Origin of the sequence: Dyella sp. (assembly GCF_035486915.1) — a bacterium.
Taxonomy (GTDB): Bacteria; Pseudomonadota; Gammaproteobacteria; order Xanthomonadales; family Rhodanobacteraceae; genus Dyella_B.
In genome coordinates, this window is sequence record NZ_DATHMR010000031.1 from 1 (window position 1) to 16,592 (window position 16,592).

Here is a 16,592-nt window from a genome sequence, read left to right on the forward strand (position 1 = left end):
TTCTTGGTCTGGTTCGCCGCTTCGGCTTCTTCGCGCTGGGCGAGACGCTGGCCCACGCGATCGATATTCCCCAGCGAAAGCAGGTGCGCGTAGATCCACGCCATCGTGCCATCATTGACGTACTTGTGCACGGTTGGGGCGTCGAGCTTGCGCAGCTTTTCTTCGTTGATCACAAACAGGCCGTTGAGATTGAGCACGTTGCCGTTGCGCTCCAGGCGAACGTTGCGGGGTTCGAGCAGTTCGTGCTTGCGCAGTTCGTCCATGAATTGCTTGGTACGCGCGACATGTTGCTGGAATTCGCCGAGGAAGCGCACCGCGTTGCTCAGCATCTCGGTTTCGGTGCCGTCTTCCTTGAACAGGCGCTCACCTTCCTTATCGTCGAAACCTTCATAGGCTTCGTCGAGGAACACGGTGAAGTCGTCGCCTTCAGCGCCAGCGGGCTTTTCCGCCAGCACGAACGGATAGCGGCGCACGAACGCGGGGATGTACACACCCGGCGCCCACTGGCCATCGATATCCACAAAAAGGTTTTCGCTTGCGCGCAGACCCAGGAGTGCCATGGGACCTGCATTGGCGATGTCGGGACCGGCGAACAAAATCGGGATGTCGCGTGAGGCGGCCGGGAACTCCGAGCTCGTCAACGGCACCGAGTGCACGTTGTGCGTGAACTTGAGGTTCTGCAGCGCCTTGATGCGCAGATCCTTGTGGGCGGTGCGATTGAGCGGAACAGGACGCTCATAGAAAAGTACTTCAGCCACGTTACTTACCTCTGCCCCGCCGTGCCGGGGTCGCCACCCAGGCTCCCCCTCCCAAACCCGGCGCCGGGTCTATAGATGAACGACCACTATATCAGCGCCCGGTTCCGGGGGCGAATAGTCGGAAAAACCCGCTTTTTTGTGGGCCGGAACCGCTATTTGCATGCGATTTGCAATCAATTTGGTCTATGCTCGGGCTCAACCGAGCACCGCTGCATGGACCGGGCGCTCTTTCGCTATAGGGTGAAGGACGAAACGCATGCTTATGGAAGTGCCCAATCGGGCCGATCTGAACTCGACCCGCGTGCTATCGCTGGACGCCGCCGGCAGGATTCTCGACTGGATCAGCTGGCAAGACGCCGTTTGCCTCTACGTTCGCGAAGCCGTGGCCTGGACTCTCGGCGCGCCCTGCCTCACCGTTCACGGCGGCCACAACCGCGTACTGGGCAAGCAAAGCCAGATCAACCTTCATCCGATCGTTGCCAGTACTGGTCACTGTCGAGATCACGCGATCGACCCCGCCCCAGCCCTCACCAACAGCGCCCTTTTTGGGCGCGATCGTTATCTGTGCCTGTATTGCGGCGAGCGCTTCAGCCGCGGTGAGCTGACGCGCGATCACGTGATGCCGATTTCCAAGCGCGGCCGCGATGAATGGGAAAACGTGGTGAGTGCGTGCCTGCACTGCAATCTGAAGAAGGGCAACCGCACGCCGCAGGAAGCGAACATGCCGCTACTGGCCGTGCCATACCGGCCGAGCTGGGTGGAGCATCTGATTCTCTCCAACCGCAATATTCTGGCCGATCAGATGGAGTTTCTCGTCAGCCATCTGCCGCGCAATCGGCGCGAAGCGCTGGCCTAAGAAAACCCCTCCCGACTGATCCCGCTCCCATCGGGAGAGGGTGCCGGCAGGCGGGCGAGGGTTCGGGCGAAGCGTGCGTGTTGAAGTGTCGCGCAAGCTGTCTATTTCCCGCTCTGAACGTACCCTCACCCCAACCCCTCTCCCAAGGGAAGAGGGGCTTTTAGTGCGCTGCCCTTGCCCCTCCCCGGCATAGGGCCAACAATACACAGATGATTGATTTGTCTCGCTACCCGCATCTGTCCGCGATCGACTCCCCGGCAGATCTGCGTCGCCTTCCCGATGAAGAACTTTCTGTCCTGGCCGATGAGCTGCGTGGCTATCTGATCGAGGCCGTGGCCAGTTCCGGTGGTCACTTCGGGGCGGGCCTGGGTGTGGTGGAACTGACTGTTGCGTTGCATCATGTTTTCGATACACCTCACGACCGGCTGGTCTGGGACGTGGGCCACCAGTGCTATCCACACAAGATCCTGACCGGACGGCGCGATCGCATCACCACTATCAAGAAAAAAGGCGGCCTCGCTCCGTTTCCTCGGCGCGAGGAAAGTACGTACGACACGTTCGGTGTCGGTCACTCTTCCACCTCGATTTCCGCTGCGTTGGGCATGGCGATTGCTGCGCAACGCAAAGGCGATCAACGCAAGTTTATTGCAGTGATCGGCGATGGTGCGATGACGGCCGGCATGGCGTTCGAAGCCCTGAATCACGGTGGCAATGTCGGCGCGAACATGCTGGTGGTGTTCAACGACAACGGTATGTCGATCAGCGAAAACGTCGGCGCGTTGGCGCGCATGACCGGTCGCGCGCCGTCTGCCGATGTATCTGTGCCAAGCACGGTGTTCGAGGACCTGGGATTCCATTACACCGGCCCGATCGATGGCCATGACATTGCGCAATTGCTGAAAGCGTTACGCGCACTGAAACATGCACCGGGTCCGCAGCTTCTGCATGTGATCACGACCAAAGGCAAAGGTTATGCCCCGGCGGAGCAGGCGCAGATTGAATATCACGCCGTCAGTCCGTTCGACCCGAACGCAGGCGTAGTGAAAAAAGCTGGCGCATCCAAACCCACGTATTCAGATGTTTTCAGCGATTGGCTGTGCGATATGGCGGCAAACGATCCACGCCTTTTCGGCATTACGCCCGCGATGCGAGAAGGTTCGGGGTTGGTGCGATTCTCGCAGGAATATCCAGATCGCTATTTCGACGTGGCGATTGCCGAACAACATGCCGTAACGCTTGCTGCGGGCATGGCGTGCGAAGGCGGCAAACCTGTGTTGGCGATTTATTCCACGTTTCTGCAGCGTGCCTACGATCAAGCAGTGCACGACGTTGCACTACAGAATCTCGACGTGACGTTCGCGATCGATCGCGCCGGTGTCGTAGGCCCCGATGGCGCGACGCACGCAGGCAGTTTCGATCTCACCTTCCTGCGCTGCCTGCCCAACCTGATGATCATGGCACCCGCAGACGAGAACGAATGCCGCGTGATGTTGACGACCGGCTTTCGTCACAACGGGCCGGCCGCCATTCGCTATCCACGTGGCGGTGGCCCGGGCGCTGTCATCAGCAAGAGCTTCGAAACGATGCCCATCGGCAAAGCCGATCTGCGCCGGCGCGGTCACGGCATTGCCATCCTGAGCTTCGGCGCGATGCTGGCACCCGCTGCGGAAGTCGCGGCCGAACTGGATGCAACGTTGGTCAACATGCGGTTTGTGAAACCGCTCGACGAAGCGCTGATCCTCGAGCTTGCCAAGGATCATGACGGTTTCGTCACAATCGAAGACAACGCCGTAGCCGGCGGAGCGGGCAGCGCCGTAGCCGAATGTCTGGCCGCCCACGGTGTAACATTGCCCATCCTGCACCTGGGGTTACCCGACGTGTATCTGGAACACGGCACGCGCGAAGAAGTCTTGAGCGAGGCGGGTCTGGATCTACCGGGAATACGTCAAGCCATTCGTACCCGATTTCCCAAAGCGGGCTCGCTGAGCCAGGCGAGCGCGTAATGCGTCAGGTATTCCGACGCGGCCGGCATGCAAGTACCGCACGCTGGCCGTTTGATTTTAGGGAGGGGCTGTAAGGCGAAAGCCGACTGACACCTACAGCCCTTAAAAACGGCAGGCACAAATGACTGTGAGGGTTGCATGCGTTTGACTCACGCGAGACAACGCACCCATGCAACAACTGTTTTGCCACCTAGTAAGGAGCCGCGTGGCCCGTGACTGAGTTTATTGTCCGCGTTGTCGACTTTTGCCGGCGTTACGCCGCCTATGTCGTCATTTTCTTCTTCGCGCTGGCGGGAGTCGGCGTGTGGATTGCTGCTAGCCGATTGAGCGTGGATACCAACACGGACAACCTCTTCGCCAGCACGCTGCCGTGGCGTCAACACGCGATGGCGTTCGATCGCGAGTTTCCGCAATTCAACAACGTGCTCGTCGCGGTGGTGCGTGGTGCGACGCCGGAGGAATCCGACGAAACCGCTGCTCAACTTGCCAAGGCGATGGCGACGGACAAAAAGCATTTCATCGATGTCTACCGGCCGGATGCCGACCCTTTCTTTCGCCACGAAGGTCTGCTGCTGCTCGGCCCGGATGATTTGAGCAAGCTGCTCAATTCGCTGATGAATGCGCAGCCGTTGCTGGGCCCGCTGGCTTCCGATCCTTCCGCGCGCGGACTGCTCAATGGCGTTTCACTGATGGCGGCTGGCGTGCGCATCCAACACGCGGATCTCAGCCCGTACAAACCCGCGCTCGACCAGTTGCAGCAGGTGCTCAACAACGCCGCCGATGGACACCCCACCCCGCTTTCCTGGCAGAACCTGCTGGGCTCGGATGTCACGCAACAAGCGGGCAACGTGCGCATGGTGCTGAGCCATCCGGTGCTGGAAGACGGTTCGCTGCAACCCGGTCGCGCCGCCACCAAAGCACTGGAACGTATTCGCGACAGCTTGCCCGACGTGAAAAACGGCCGCGTGCACATCGACTACACGGGCTCTGTCGCCCTGGCCGATGTGCAGTTTGGCGCACTGACAAAAGGCATCGTGCTGAGCACCGTCGTCAGTCTGTTGCTGCTGGCATTGTGGCTCTATCTGGCGATGCATTCGTTCCGTCGCATCATCCCGATTCTGCTCACGCTACTGGTGGGCTTTGCATTGACCATCGGCTTTGCCGCGCTTGCGGTCGGCACGTTGAACGTTATTTCGGTGGCGTTTGCGGTGCTGTTTATTGGCCTGGCGGTGGATTTTGGCATTCAATTCGCCGTGCGATTGCGCGATGAACGCATGCGTCATCCTGAAATCACGCAAGCGCTTGCCTCGGGCACGCGCGTGTCGGGTGTGCAGATAGCGGTCGCAGCTGCGGCCACGGCATGCGGCTTTCTTGCTTTCTCTCCGACCAGCTTCGTCGGTGTGGCGGAACTTGGCACCATCGCCGGTGTAGGCATGGGCATCGCGCTGGTTTGCACGCTCACGCTGCTGCCTTCGCTGCTGATCCTGATGAAGCCCAAGCGCCAGAGCAAAGAAATGGCGCTACCGTTTGGCCCGACGCTCGATGCGTGGTTGCACGATCACAACAAGCCGGTGCTGATGGTCTTTGCGGTAGTGGGCATCATTGGTTTGGTTGCGGCCGTACGCATGCCGTTCGATGCGAATCCGCTCAACACGCAAGATCCGAATTCGGAGCCTATGCGCACGTTGCGCAGCCTTGCCGACAATCCGATCACCAATCCATTCAACATCAACATCATGGTGCCGGACCTGAAAACGGCGCGCGAGTTGAGCGACAAGCTACAGAAACTGCCGGAAGTCTCCAGCGTGATTTCGGCGGCGACGTTCGTACCGCCGGATCAGCAAGCCTCGCTCGATCAGCTCGATCAGGCACAGGTGCTGATGCTGCCCTCGCTCAATGTGGATCCCTCCGCACCTCCGCTGACAGCGGCTGCACTGCGCGCGGAAATTGCCGACACGCACGATGCCATCGTTGAGGCGAACGCCGAACTGCCAGCCGATTCACCGCTGCGCGGCATCGACGCCGCCTTGCAGAAGCTGGCCAAGGTGTCCGATGACCGCTTGATGGCAATGAACGCAGCAGTCAGCCGTTTCCTTCCTAATCAGCTCGACAGCCTACGCGATGCGCTGGATGCCAAGCCGGTGACGCTGCAAACGCTGCCTGAGTCGATCAAACGCGACTGGGTAAGCCCAAACGGTGGTGTACGTATCCAAGTCTCGCCCACGGTGAACGAGGAAGACACGGCTGGATTGCGTCGCTTCGTCGAAGCGGTCCAGCGCATCGCGCCGGATGCGGGAGGCCCCGCTGTGACGACCATTGCGTCTGCCGACACGATCATGCGTGCGTTCCAGCAAGCCGCCGTGCTTGCCACGATCGCCATCGCGATCGTGTTACTGATTGCGATTCGCCGTCTGCGCGACGTCGGCCTGGTTTTGTTGACGCTGGGCATGTCCGCACTGCTCACGGCCCTGCTTGCGCGCGCGATGGGCATGGCCGTGAACTACGCCAACATCATTGCGCTACCGCTGCTGCTTGGCGTAGGCGTGTCGTTCAATGTGTACTTCGTGATGAATTGGCGCGCGGGCATGCGACGTTTCGTCAGTTCCGCGTCCGCGCGTGCCGTACTGTTCTCTGCGCTTACCACCGGCACTGCATTCGGATCGCTCGCACTCTCGCACGATCTGGGCATGGCGAGCATGGGGCGCATGCTACTGGTCAGCCTGGTAGCGGTGTTGCTGGCAACGTTTGTCTTTCTGCCCGCGTTGCTCTACGCGATCAAGCCGCCGTCGAAACTGCGCGGCACAGGACATTGATGCAACGGCGCCCCTCAATGCACGCTAGCTAACAAATTTTCCTGCGGTGACACGATCGCGCTGTTCCAAATCCTGCGCCGTGAAGACTTCGACAAAGCCCATACTGCACAGTAACAAGCGTGCAGCGTTGCCTTGATTCCAGCCGTGCTCGAACATCAACCAACCGCTTTGCACAAGATGCGACGGTGCGGTGCGCGCGATGTGTCGAATGTCGTCGAGCCCGTCAGCGCCAGACGCCAATGCGCTGATCGGCTCATAGCGCAGATCCCCTTGCCTTAAATGCGGGTCCTCGCTCTCTATATAGGGGGGATTGGAAACGATGAGGTCGAAGCGTTGATCGGTTAACGGTGTGTACCAATCGCCAAGCACGAAACTGACGTTCACGATGCTGTGACGATGCGCATTGCGTTGCGCCACGGCAAGCGCTTCGTGACTTGCATCCGTTGCCGTGACTTGTGCTTGCGGTCTTTCACTGGCTATGGCCAACGCAATGGCACCGCTACCTGTACCAAGATCAAGAACGCGTACCGGCTTATTAAGCGGCAAGCGTTCGAGCGCCAGTTCAACAAGCAGTTCTGTTTCAGGCCGCGGAATCAATGTCGCCGGTGTCACTTCAAGATCGAGTGACCAGAAACCTCGCTGTCCCGTGATGTATGCAACGGGCTCACCCTTCTTGCGCTTCTCCACGAGCCCGTCATAGGCCGATGCATGCTCTGGCGAGAGTGCATCGTCCGCGTGAGCAATCAACCAGCTGCGTGGTTTGCTCAGCGCATAAGCCAACAGCACCTCGGCGTCGACGCGATCGCCGAGCTGCTGCGTGGCTCTCATTAGCGCGTCGCGTACCTTAGGCATCGCCCAATGTGCTCTCGGTGCGTGCAGGAGTTGTCGGCGCGGCAGGCTTCGGTTCGGGCTTGCGCCAGTAGCCGCCGCTCGTCCACGCGTCGAAGCCCCAGCGCAGCCAGCCGATCAACGCATTGGCAAGCCACAGTGCCCACGCCAACATGGCGATCTTGTAGAACCAGAGCGATACGCTGAACACGCCCGCTGGCGGCATCGCATCCTTGGCCTGATCGGCAAACCAGTTCAGATCCCATGCGCTGGAATTGTTTCCCGTGACATGCATGTCCGGCAGACCCAGCAACCCCGTAGGCACCGCCGATACCAGCGTGCATAGTGCAAGCACGGTCACGACTGCGAGACCCGCTTGCAAAATGTTGAAACGCCGATTTCCCAGCGCCACACATGACGCTTCATGGCGCGCACGCAAGCCGAGCAAAATCAGCCACACCACGACAAACGCAAACGCACTCCAAGCGAAGGCCGAAAAACCCAAGCCGAGCAGCAACCAATGGCGCAAGCGCAGCGGCGTCGGTGCATAACGAGACAAAAGCCATGCGGCCAGCAACAGCACGATCAATTGCGCCCAATACAGCACGGCAGGTCCCATGCGCGGGCCCCAGGTCCATAGCACCCAGCGATCTTCCGGCAATTTCAGCTCCAGGGAGACATTCGCAGAAGGCGCGCCGAGTGCGTATGCGGGCGTAGTCGAACGCAAGCTCGCACCGCGCGGCTCGCGCAAATGGAGTACGTAATTATGTTTGCCAGGCAACAGCGGCAAGCTCAGCTTGCCATCCTTGACGGCAAGACTAAGCGAGACGTCATCGCGCATCGCATCCAGTAGAACCGTACCTGTCGGTAGCGAGATAGCATGCTCACCGCCACGTGTACTACGCGCAACCAGTTCCAGCGTCGTCTCTGTCGCACGGTCGCCCACACTGCTATTTGTACTGACGTTATCAAATGCGAGACTGTCACCCTCCACCGGCTTGGGACGTGTTATGGCAAGCGACAACGTTTCGCCCGGCAGCGGCTCGAAACGCAAGCCATCGCTGCTATCGCTGAGCGGCGCACCCTTTGTCTCGACATGCCACATCTTTCCCGCGTGCAATTGCCATATCTCGGCTCGCTCATCGAGCGAAGGGGCCTTCAGCTGCAAGTTGCCCACCTGATCAAGGCGACTGGTCCACGCCACGCTCTTTTGCCCCGCATTGAACGTGATGCTGATACGACCATCCTGCACGCGTGCGTTGTCGCCCAGCGGATGTTCGCCAGGAAGCAAAGGTACGTCTAACGTGAAACCACCGTCGCTCGGTGCGATGCGTTCGACCGTGTTGACCACCATCCAGTCAACACCCAGACCCAAGTCGCGCGTGACACGAACATACGGTGGGAACGTCTGTTGCGGCAAAGGTGCTTGCTTACCGTCTTGGGCCGTCTTGAGGCGATTGAACGTGACACTGTCGCCCAGCATGCGCCCGGCATCGACCCCATCCAGCGACCAGCCCTGTCCTTTGAAAGATATCCATTGCGGACGTAGCGTGAAGTTCAGCGTCGTACTGTCGACCGGCTTGGCGCGATAGCTCAGCTCGACATGATGTATGCCGGGAGCAAGCCTAACCACGAGCTGATCATCGTTTCTGCCAATCGACGCACTGGCGTTGTTGTCCACACTTACGCTGACCAATTGCATGCCGCCATCTGCTTGTGGCATAGGCAACGCTACCGGTGCGCCCGCGTGCACCTCCATATCGAGCACGATCTGATCGTCCTTCGCCTGCGCGTTGGTGGCGGCAACGACGGCGCAATCGGGCACACATTTGGGCGCCTCGGTCAGTCGCGCCTGCAATTGGTTCAGCACGTTCTGGTTCGGTGTCGACTGCGCATGTGCCATGTACGGTAAGCACACCAAGATCAACAACGCCGCGGTGGCGCGACCAGGCCACCAACGACGCCACGACGGATGCAACGGCTTGCTCAGGCTTTGGACCACACGCGCCAGCAGCACGACGAGCAAACCCAGCATGATCACGCGCAACCACCGCACCAACCATGCCGGTGCGATCACCAGGCGCATGGTTTGTTGCGGCGTAACGGGTCCGGACCAACCCAGCCGATAGTTGTTGCCCACGTCCCATGCAGGTTCGCCGGCACCAGCCTGAATCACGCTGTGGTTGTCTGTTTCGTCCACATAATCCGCACCTGTCATCGCGTTGCCCGTAACGGTCACGCTGGCGAGTTGTCGATTGCCGCCACTGGCCACGGCACTGGCCGACGATTCCTGGACACGCGGTGCCGGTGCGGCAGGTGGTGCAGGCGCAGCAGCGGGCGCGTTAGCGACCTGTTCCTGGGGCTCAACCTCTTGTTTATAGGCCTTTCGCTCCACTCCCTCGACCGCTTGCATCTTGGCAACAAGCGGCGAACTACCATGCGTTTCCAACTGCGGATGCAAGGCGCTCTGCAATTGCGTCGATGCAAAGGGCAGCGTCCACAGCACCGCCAATGCCAGTGCAGCACCAGCAACGAGATGCGCCACACGTTCCAGTCGCCCTTGCGGCAATGCTTTTTTCAGCAACGCAAACGCAAGCGCCAAACCCAGCGTCCAGCGCGGCGCACCACCTTCATGTTGCGAGAGCGCGAGGAAAACGATCGCGATCAGCGCCCAGCGCCATCCCAACAAACGTCCAGCCAGCAAGGCGATCAAGGCGACGACAAACAGATCCAGCAAACTCCACTGCGCGATCCATGAGTCGGGCGAACGATCGACCCCGCTCGCGCCAATCAGCCGATAACCGTAAGGAAGATGCAGCGTTGCATCGATGCTTTCCAACGACGCCTGCCAACCCGTGCTTGGCAACGCACCGCTGCGATCGGCAATACGCAAGCCGGCTTGAAGGTCCAGATCCGTCCCGCGCAACTCCACGCCACTGCGACCGTTGCCGGTTTGCGTGACGAGCAACGGGTCATCGCCTTGCGATGCGCGCTGCAGCTGCCAGGGGCTGTCAACGTCAAGTCGCTGCGTATGCTGCAGCTTGCCCATCAGATGATCGCTGATGATTACACCTTCACCATCGAAATCCACCCACATCTGCCGCTGCAATTGGAACTGGTCTGCCGCGCTACCTTCACTGCCGCGCGTACCCTGCTCCACCGTCAGGCCGTTGCCGGCATCAAGGACATAGGCTGGCAAGTTGGTCCAGTCCGGCGGTACGTCCGCTTGCGCCGCATCGGTGGCATGGCCATCGACATGCGTGCTACGCAGAGCCGGATCGTCCGAGTAACTCCAGATTTCCTGACGCGGCCAGGGATCAGGCGGCAGATTGAGCGTTACCTGTTGCAAGGTATCCACGCCACGTGCAGTGAGCTGCAATGTCCACGAGCCCGGGCGCAACTGCACACGCAACCGACCATCGCCGTCCAATTGTGCGGGCAGATCGCTGGTCAATGCAGTGGCGACAAATCCTTTGGGCAACGTGGGCCCAAGCACCATCTCGCGCGAACTGCCCGTGACGTTCAACTGCAATTGCGTATCGAGCATGGCCGGCATGCCGTCGGAAAGGTGCCGGTAGACACGTACTGAAAGTGCATCGGCCTGACGTTGCGCTGCGGCGGCTTCGCCAAGCGTGAGCTGATCGCCGTTTCGCTCGACGCGATCCACAGCCTGTCCGTCGAGACTGAGCGACACCAGACCGATGCTGTTGGGCACGCTCAAACGCGCCGGGCGTGCTTCCCAAGGCAGCACGCCGCGCACGGTGTAATCGCCGGGTGCCAGCCACAAGGCGGGATGCCCTTGTTGCGACAACACGGGCGCGGCCTTGTCGTTGACAGAGACTTGCTGCGGCCAGTTGTGTTCATCGCCCGGCACGCCCACCCAACCTGCCGCATCGACGTGCACGCTGAGGCTGAAACGACCACCGTCCTTGTCTGCCTCCAGCCCAAGACGGCCTGGCCAGATGCATTGGTAATTGCCGACACCCGGATTGCGGTTGGCGAGGAATGGACAGGCATGCTCGGGAACATCGTGCAGTACCCAATCCTGCCAATCGTGCAACGCAGGCGGAACCTCCTGCGCCAGCAGTGGAGCGACCATCCACAACAGAGCGAACATCCCTATCCATCGACGCATGCGGCTCTCTCCTCGGTGGCGTTTGAGCCAGTTTAGATGGAATCGGTGGCGTGAAAAGGCCGGCTCTTTTGGGACAGCCGCGGGCGCAAAAAAATGCCGGGTAGCCTGCACTACCCGGCATCTGTCGATAAACAATGCTTACGGTTAGATCTTCGACGGGTCCTGCTTGGCTTTCAGCGCCGTGCACAGCAACGTCTGCTCGCGGGTTTGCGCCAGACCGCGATCAGCGCCGGTCACGTCCTTCAGCCGCGGCTCGAAATAAGCCTGCAAGCGATCCGCCTCTGCCTTGGAGCAGCCACCGCCGCCAGCCAGCGCCGGCAGGCGACCACCGGCGAAGCTGCCCGTGCGCGCCACCACCTGATCGTAGTGACCGGTGAACCAGTGCCACAGCGCGTCGCGAGCAGCAGATGTGTCGTGGCTGCCGCGCAGGATAGCGGCCATCTCGCCTACCTTCACTTGTTTGGTCAACGCAAAGTCGCGCGCCTTGTCGGCGAGCGCAGGTGTGTCGGCGGCACTCAAGCCTTGCAGCATGGCGTTGCGCAGCGCCGGATCGGTGGTCTGCGGCAATTCGGCGATCAACGCATCCAGTGCTGGTTCGCCACGTTCCTGCACCGCCACAGCCAACGCGACGCCAAGCAGATCCGGATCAGCTGCGGTCAAGTTGAGGTGACCATCGGCCTTCTTCGCGAGCGCGGCATCACCCTGCTTGAGCAGAGCGGCGCGTACTTCGGGCAGCTTGAAGTCGAGCGCAAGCACTTCGCCCAGCGTACTACGCAGCAGAGAATCGCCTTCCGGTTCGCCAGCCTTGCGCTGATAACCGAGTTGCTCCATGCGCGGCAGATAAGCGTCTTTCACCCAGGCCTCGACTTTGGCGCGCTGCGCATCGGTCGCTGCTTCGTTGCTATAGATCCACGCGATGGTGTCCAGCGGCGCCACCGCGACTTCGCGGGTTGCCACGCCAGTGAGTGGCTTCAACGCCGTCATGACGTCGGCAGCATTCAAATCGCCGTGACGGAAACCGGCGTCGATGCTGTCCGCGTAAGCCAGTTGTTCGGTGTCGCTCAACGATGCAAAGTGCTGCGTGAGGTTGGCCCAGTCTTTCTTGCTCAGACTGAAACGGTAGTAACCTCGCGCATCCGCATTGGGCATCACCCAGGTCGGCGTGCTGGCATCGGTCAACACCATCGTGGCCGAGGCCTTGTCGAGCAGTTCGCAACTCTGCTTGGTGCCGTCGTGGGTGGCGTAGCGCACGCACACCGGAATACCCCACACGCGATTAGCGTTGCCGGTGCTGCCGGTCGGCAGATAACGACTCTGACTTAGGTGAAGAACGGTCTGGCCGTTTTTCTGATCCAGCTGCGCTTGCACATAAGGCACGCCCGACTGGTCAAGGAAACTGTTGAACGCGTGCTTGAACGTTGCACCCTGATTTGCAGCGGTAGCAATCGCACCGACCAGATCGTCGGCGGTAGCGTTGCCGAACTTGTGTGCCTGAATGTACGCACGCATGCCCTTCTGGAAGGTGTCTTCGCCGACATAGCCTTCGAACATGCCGATGACTGCGGCACCCTTCTGATAGGTGATGCCGTCGAACGCCGTTTCGATATCGCCGTTGCCCGTGATCGGTTGGCGGATCTGCCGCGCTGTGGTCAGGCTGTCGTTCTGCATGGCGCCTTCGGCGCCGTGAATGCGATCAAGGTCAGCGCGGTATTCCGGATGCACCTTCATCGTGACCTTCTGCTGCATCCAGGTGGCGAAAGCTTCGTTGAGCCAGATGTCGTTCCACCATGCAAGCGTCACGGTGTCACCCGTCCACTGGTGCGCGAGTTCATGCGCGGTGACGTTGAACGAGCCACGCACGTACTTCGCCGGAGAATCCGGATCGAGCAGCAACAGCCAGTCGCGGAACGTGACCAAGCCCGGATTTTCCATCGCGCCAGCGGAGAAATCGGGTGCAGCAAGTAGATCGAGTTTGCCGAACGGATAACCGAAACCGTAGTAGTTCTCCAACGTATGGATGATGCTGGGCGTTTCGCTCAGCACATGCTGCATGCGATGGCCTTCGCCATGCGCGGCGACACCACGCAGCGGCAGCACGTCAGTGCGGTAATCGTCGGGCGAGATATCCGGGCCGTTGACGATATCCCACGGGCCGACCGCGAACGCCACCAGATAAGTGGGAAGCGGCTGCGTTTTTGCGAACGTCAACGTTTTCCAACCGGCGTCGGCAGCGGTTTCGCCCGTCTGCTTGGTATTGGCAACAGCGGTAACATCCGACGGAATCGTCAGGCTGATCTCGTACGGCGTCTTGAAACCGGGTTCGTCGAAACCGGGGAACGCGTAGCGTGCGCTGATCGGTTCCATCTGCGTCATCGCATACGGCACGCCCGCATGGCTGACCTTATACAGACCTTGCAACTGCTGATTGAGCGGCGCGGTGTATTCGATGGTGAGCGTCAACTGCTGCGGTTTCAGCGTGCTACCGAAATCGATGCGCGACACGCCTTCGTTCGGTGCAACGGCGACGTATTTGCCGTCATGTGCAGTGCCGCTCGCATCGGTGATCGTCACCTTGTTCACGTTCAGATCGCGCCCGTCCAACCACAGATGATCGGCGGCTTGCTTCAAGTCGACTTTGATCGTGGTCGTACCCGAATAATCCTGTTGCTTCGGATCCACCTTAAACGACAGCTGGTAAGACTCCGGCACCGCCCAACGCGGCAGTGTCCCATGCGGCGCTTGATCGGCCGGCGTGGACGCGAATGCTGCGCCACAACACATGGCAAGGGCAGTCAAAGCAAGGGGACGAACGAAACGGTGCATGGTGGCTTCCTACGGCATCGAAAAGTATTCACGCTAGGCGGCGTAGGCCCTTTGCCACAGTGCCAAAAGGCATAGTCCTCTGATGTAAGCCGTGCATACGGCCCTAAGCTAGACCGAGGGAGCGCTAAGGGATGAGCACGATATGTCGATGAGGGGTCACCGGCTTTTGTCCGGATACGTGTCCACGCCGCCGATTCGCGTCGCGGTGCTGGAAGACGATGAAGCACTACGCGAAGAAATTCTGCTTCCCGCACTGAGCGACTACGGATTCAGCACGCAAGGCGCGGCTTCGGCCGCCGAGCTTTACCGTCATATGCTGTCGCAACAGTTCGACATGGTGGTGCTGGACATCGGTCTTCCCGATGAAGACGGTCTTACCGTCGCGCAGCATCTGCGCACGATGTCCGATATCGGCATCGTCATGCTGACAGGCTCGACCGATCGCCAGCATCAGATCCAGGCGTTACACAATGGTGCCGACGGTTACCTGATAAAACCTGTCGACCTGGACGTACTGGCCGCCGCACTACACAGCCTTGCACGCCGCATGACGCCGCTTCCGCATGGAATGGTCCCCGATCAAGCGCCCGTATCGCGCTGGCGATTGGAAGCCGACGGTTGGCGGCTGGTATCGCCGCGCGGCACGATTGTCGCGCTAACTGCCATCGAGCAGTGCGTGCTGACAACACTGATGAGCGCAAGCAACGAACCGGTGCTGCGCGATTCGCTGATCCAGGCTTTGAATCACAGCCGCTACGACTGCGATCCACATCGCCTCGAGATGATCATCCATCGGCTTCGCCGAAAAGTGCTTTCACAGACCAAGGAAATGCTGCCGCTGCTTACCGTTCGCAGCAAAGGCTACATGTTGCCTGGCGACGCATGGCATAAGCCGACAACCATCGTCGGATAACAACGCACTCCACTACGGTCATTCACCGCGCGTCTTCGCCAGACGGGCGGACAGTGCGCACGTCATCGATCTGCACACCATACGCATTCGTAAGGCTGCGACACCGCATGCATCCATCGAAATGCATCGCCGGCTCGCGTGTGAGGAAGCGTGAGCAATTGTGAAAGACGTGAATTTTCGTGGTTTTCCGTGCGTGACAGTTCTTTCCGTGAATCGTGATGCTCGCCGTGCGCCACCTGCCCAGGCTCGACACAAACAGACCCTCGGCAGCGGCCATACACGAATAGCAGGATCGAGGGGAACTCCTATCCGGCTTCCATCGCCTCGGCGCACGCATGCGTTGCCATGCGCGCCCTGCATTCCTTATCCGCATGGAGGAAATAGCAAGCATGAACAGGATCTACAGCAAAGTCTGGAACGCATCGCTAGGTGTTGTCGTAGTGGCATCGGAATTGGCCAGTAACGATGTCGTTGTCGGAAGCCGTAAACAAAAACGCTCCAGTCTCCGGCTTATCGGCATTTCTGTAGCCATCATGCTGGCTATTGCAGGGGCGCCAAAATCCGCATATGCCGATGTGTGTACAGGCTCGTTTGCGCCAACCGATCAGCCTTATGCGTTGGACGATGCATTCGCCTGCGGTTCGCTGGCATCGGCACTGGGCAACTACAGCACTGCGCTGGGCAATCGCTCGCTGGCCATGGGTGACTACTCGACGGCGCTCGGTTATATGTCGACCGCGCGCGGCAACAACAGCATCGCGATGGGGCATGATGCATTCGCGTCGGGTACCTCAAGCATCGCACTTGGGCAAGACAGCGTTGCATCGGGTGACAACAGCGTGGCGCTGGGCAACGGGTCGGTCGCCGATGTCGACCATGTCGTATCCGTCGGCAGCGTGGGTGGCGAGCGCCGCGTCACGAATGTTGCCGATGGCATCGATGCGCACGATGCAGTCAATGTGTCTCAGTTGGACACACTGGCTTCCAGCGTGAGCGACGCACAGCATTACTTCAAAGCCAATGGCAATAACGATGGCAGTGACGATGCCGTTGCGTCAGGTGTGAAAGCGACGGCGGCCGGCGCATATAGCGCAGCCACTGGTGACTACAGCACCGCCATGGGCTTCGCATCCCAAGCGACGGGTGCCACATCTCTCGCTCAGGGTGCTTTTTCTCTCGCCTCGGGAGATGGCGCTACCGCATTAGGTGCTCTCAGCTATGCCGTAGGCGATAGCGCGACAGCCGTCGGCACAGATGCCTTCGCCTTTGGCCAAGGTGCCACAGCAACCGGTAGTGGCGCCTTTGCGAACGGGACCAACTCCATCGCCCTGGGCGCTAACAGTGATGCGCAAGCGCGCAATGCCATCGCATTGGGCTACAACGCACAAGCGCTTACGCTGGGTAGTGTTGCGCTCGGTACCAACTCCATCGCAAACCGTGCCAACGCGGTATCGGTCGGACGC

The 16,592-nt window shown here is 60.2% G+C and carries 9 protein-coding genes; 5 read left to right on the forward strand and 4 right to left on the reverse strand.

The features are described 5' to 3' along the window. Positions 1-758, reverse strand: a 758-nt coding sequence (locus VK725_RS03145; RefSeq protein ID WP_325316602.1) for a SapC family protein, incomplete at its 3' end; no start/stop codon positions are given. 256 nt (positions 759-1,014) lie between these two features. On the opposite strand from VK725_RS03145, the gene VK725_RS03150 reads away from it, so the two are divergent. From VK725_RS03150 to VK725_RS03160, 3 genes are all read left to right on the forward strand, one after another. Beyond that, complete coding sequence (locus VK725_RS03150) at positions 1,015-1,614, forward strand: HNH endonuclease (RefSeq protein ID WP_325316603.1); 600 nt, start codon at positions 1,015-1,017, stop codon at positions 1,612-1,614. 209 nt (positions 1,615-1,823) lie between these two features. Next, on the forward strand, positions 1,824-3,617 hold the full coding sequence (gene dxs, locus VK725_RS03155; protein WP_325316604.1) for a 1-deoxy-D-xylulose-5-phosphate synthase: 1,794 nt from the start codon (positions 1,824-1,826) through the stop codon (positions 3,615-3,617). Positions 3,618-3,829: 212 nt separating this feature from the next. Continuing rightward, entirely contained in the window at positions 3,830-6,430 is a 2,601-nt protein-coding gene (locus VK725_RS03160) for an MMPL family transporter (RefSeq protein ID WP_325316605.1), read from the forward strand. A gap of 24 nt (positions 6,431-6,454) precedes the next feature. On the opposite strand, the gene prmC is transcribed toward VK725_RS03160, so the two are convergent. From prmC to VK725_RS03175, 3 genes are all read right to left on the reverse strand, one after another. Beyond that, positions 6,455-7,282: a peptide chain release factor N(5)-glutamine methyltransferase gene (gene prmC / locus VK725_RS03165; RefSeq protein ID WP_325316606.1), complete on the reverse strand. Its 828-nt coding sequence runs from the start codon at positions 7,280-7,282 to the stop codon at positions 6,455-6,457. Continuing rightward, positions 7,275-11,393, reverse strand: coding sequence for a hypothetical protein (locus tag VK725_RS03170; protein WP_325316607.1), 4,119 nt, complete (start codon positions 11,391-11,393; stop codon positions 7,275-7,277). Before VK725_RS03170 ends, prmC begins: the two co-directional genes overlap by 8 nt. A 144-nt stretch (positions 11,394-11,537) precedes the next feature. Beyond that, positions 11,538-14,216 (reverse strand): M1 family metallopeptidase, encoded by a 2,679-nt coding sequence (locus VK725_RS03175; RefSeq protein WP_325316608.1) that lies wholly within the window; start codon positions 14,214-14,216, stop codon positions 11,538-11,540. A gap of 142 nt (positions 14,217-14,358) precedes the next feature. Here VK725_RS03175 and VK725_RS03180 point away from each other — a divergent pair, with 142 nt between their 5' ends. Continuing rightward, positions 14,359-15,129 carry a response regulator transcription factor gene (locus tag VK725_RS03180; RefSeq protein ID WP_325316609.1) on the forward strand — a complete coding sequence of 257 codons (771 nt, stop codon included), beginning with the start codon at positions 14,359-14,361 and terminating at the stop codon, positions 15,127-15,129. 389 nt (positions 15,130-15,518) lie between these two features. Beyond that, a partial coding sequence (locus VK725_RS03185; protein WP_325316610.1) for an ESPR-type extended signal peptide-containing protein occupies positions 15,519-16,592 on the forward strand: 1,074 nt, incomplete at its 3' end.

Excerpts from the sequence above, each read along its gene's own strand:
- VK725_RS03150 (WP_325316603.1), top strand. The coding sequence starts at position 1,015 with ATGCTTATGGAAGTGCCCAATCGGGCCGATCTGAACTCGACCCGCGTG.
- dxs (WP_325316604.1), top strand. The coding sequence starts at position 1,824 with ATGATTGATTTGTCTCGCTACCCGCATCTGTCCGCGATCGACTCCCCG.
- prmC (WP_325316606.1), bottom strand. The coding sequence starts at position 7,282 with ATGCCTAAGGTACGCGACGCGCTAATGAGAGCCACGCAGCAGCTCGGC.
- VK725_RS03170 (WP_325316607.1), bottom strand. The coding sequence starts at position 11,393 with ATGCGTCGATGGATAGGGATGTTCGCTCTGTTGTGGATGGTCGCTCCA.
- VK725_RS03175 (WP_325316608.1), bottom strand. The coding sequence starts at position 14,216 with ATGCACCGTTTCGTTCGTCCCCTTGCTTTGACTGCCCTTGCCATGTGT.
- VK725_RS03180 (WP_325316609.1), top strand. The coding sequence starts at position 14,359 with ATGTCGATGAGGGGTCACCGGCTTTTGTCCGGATACGTGTCCACGCCG.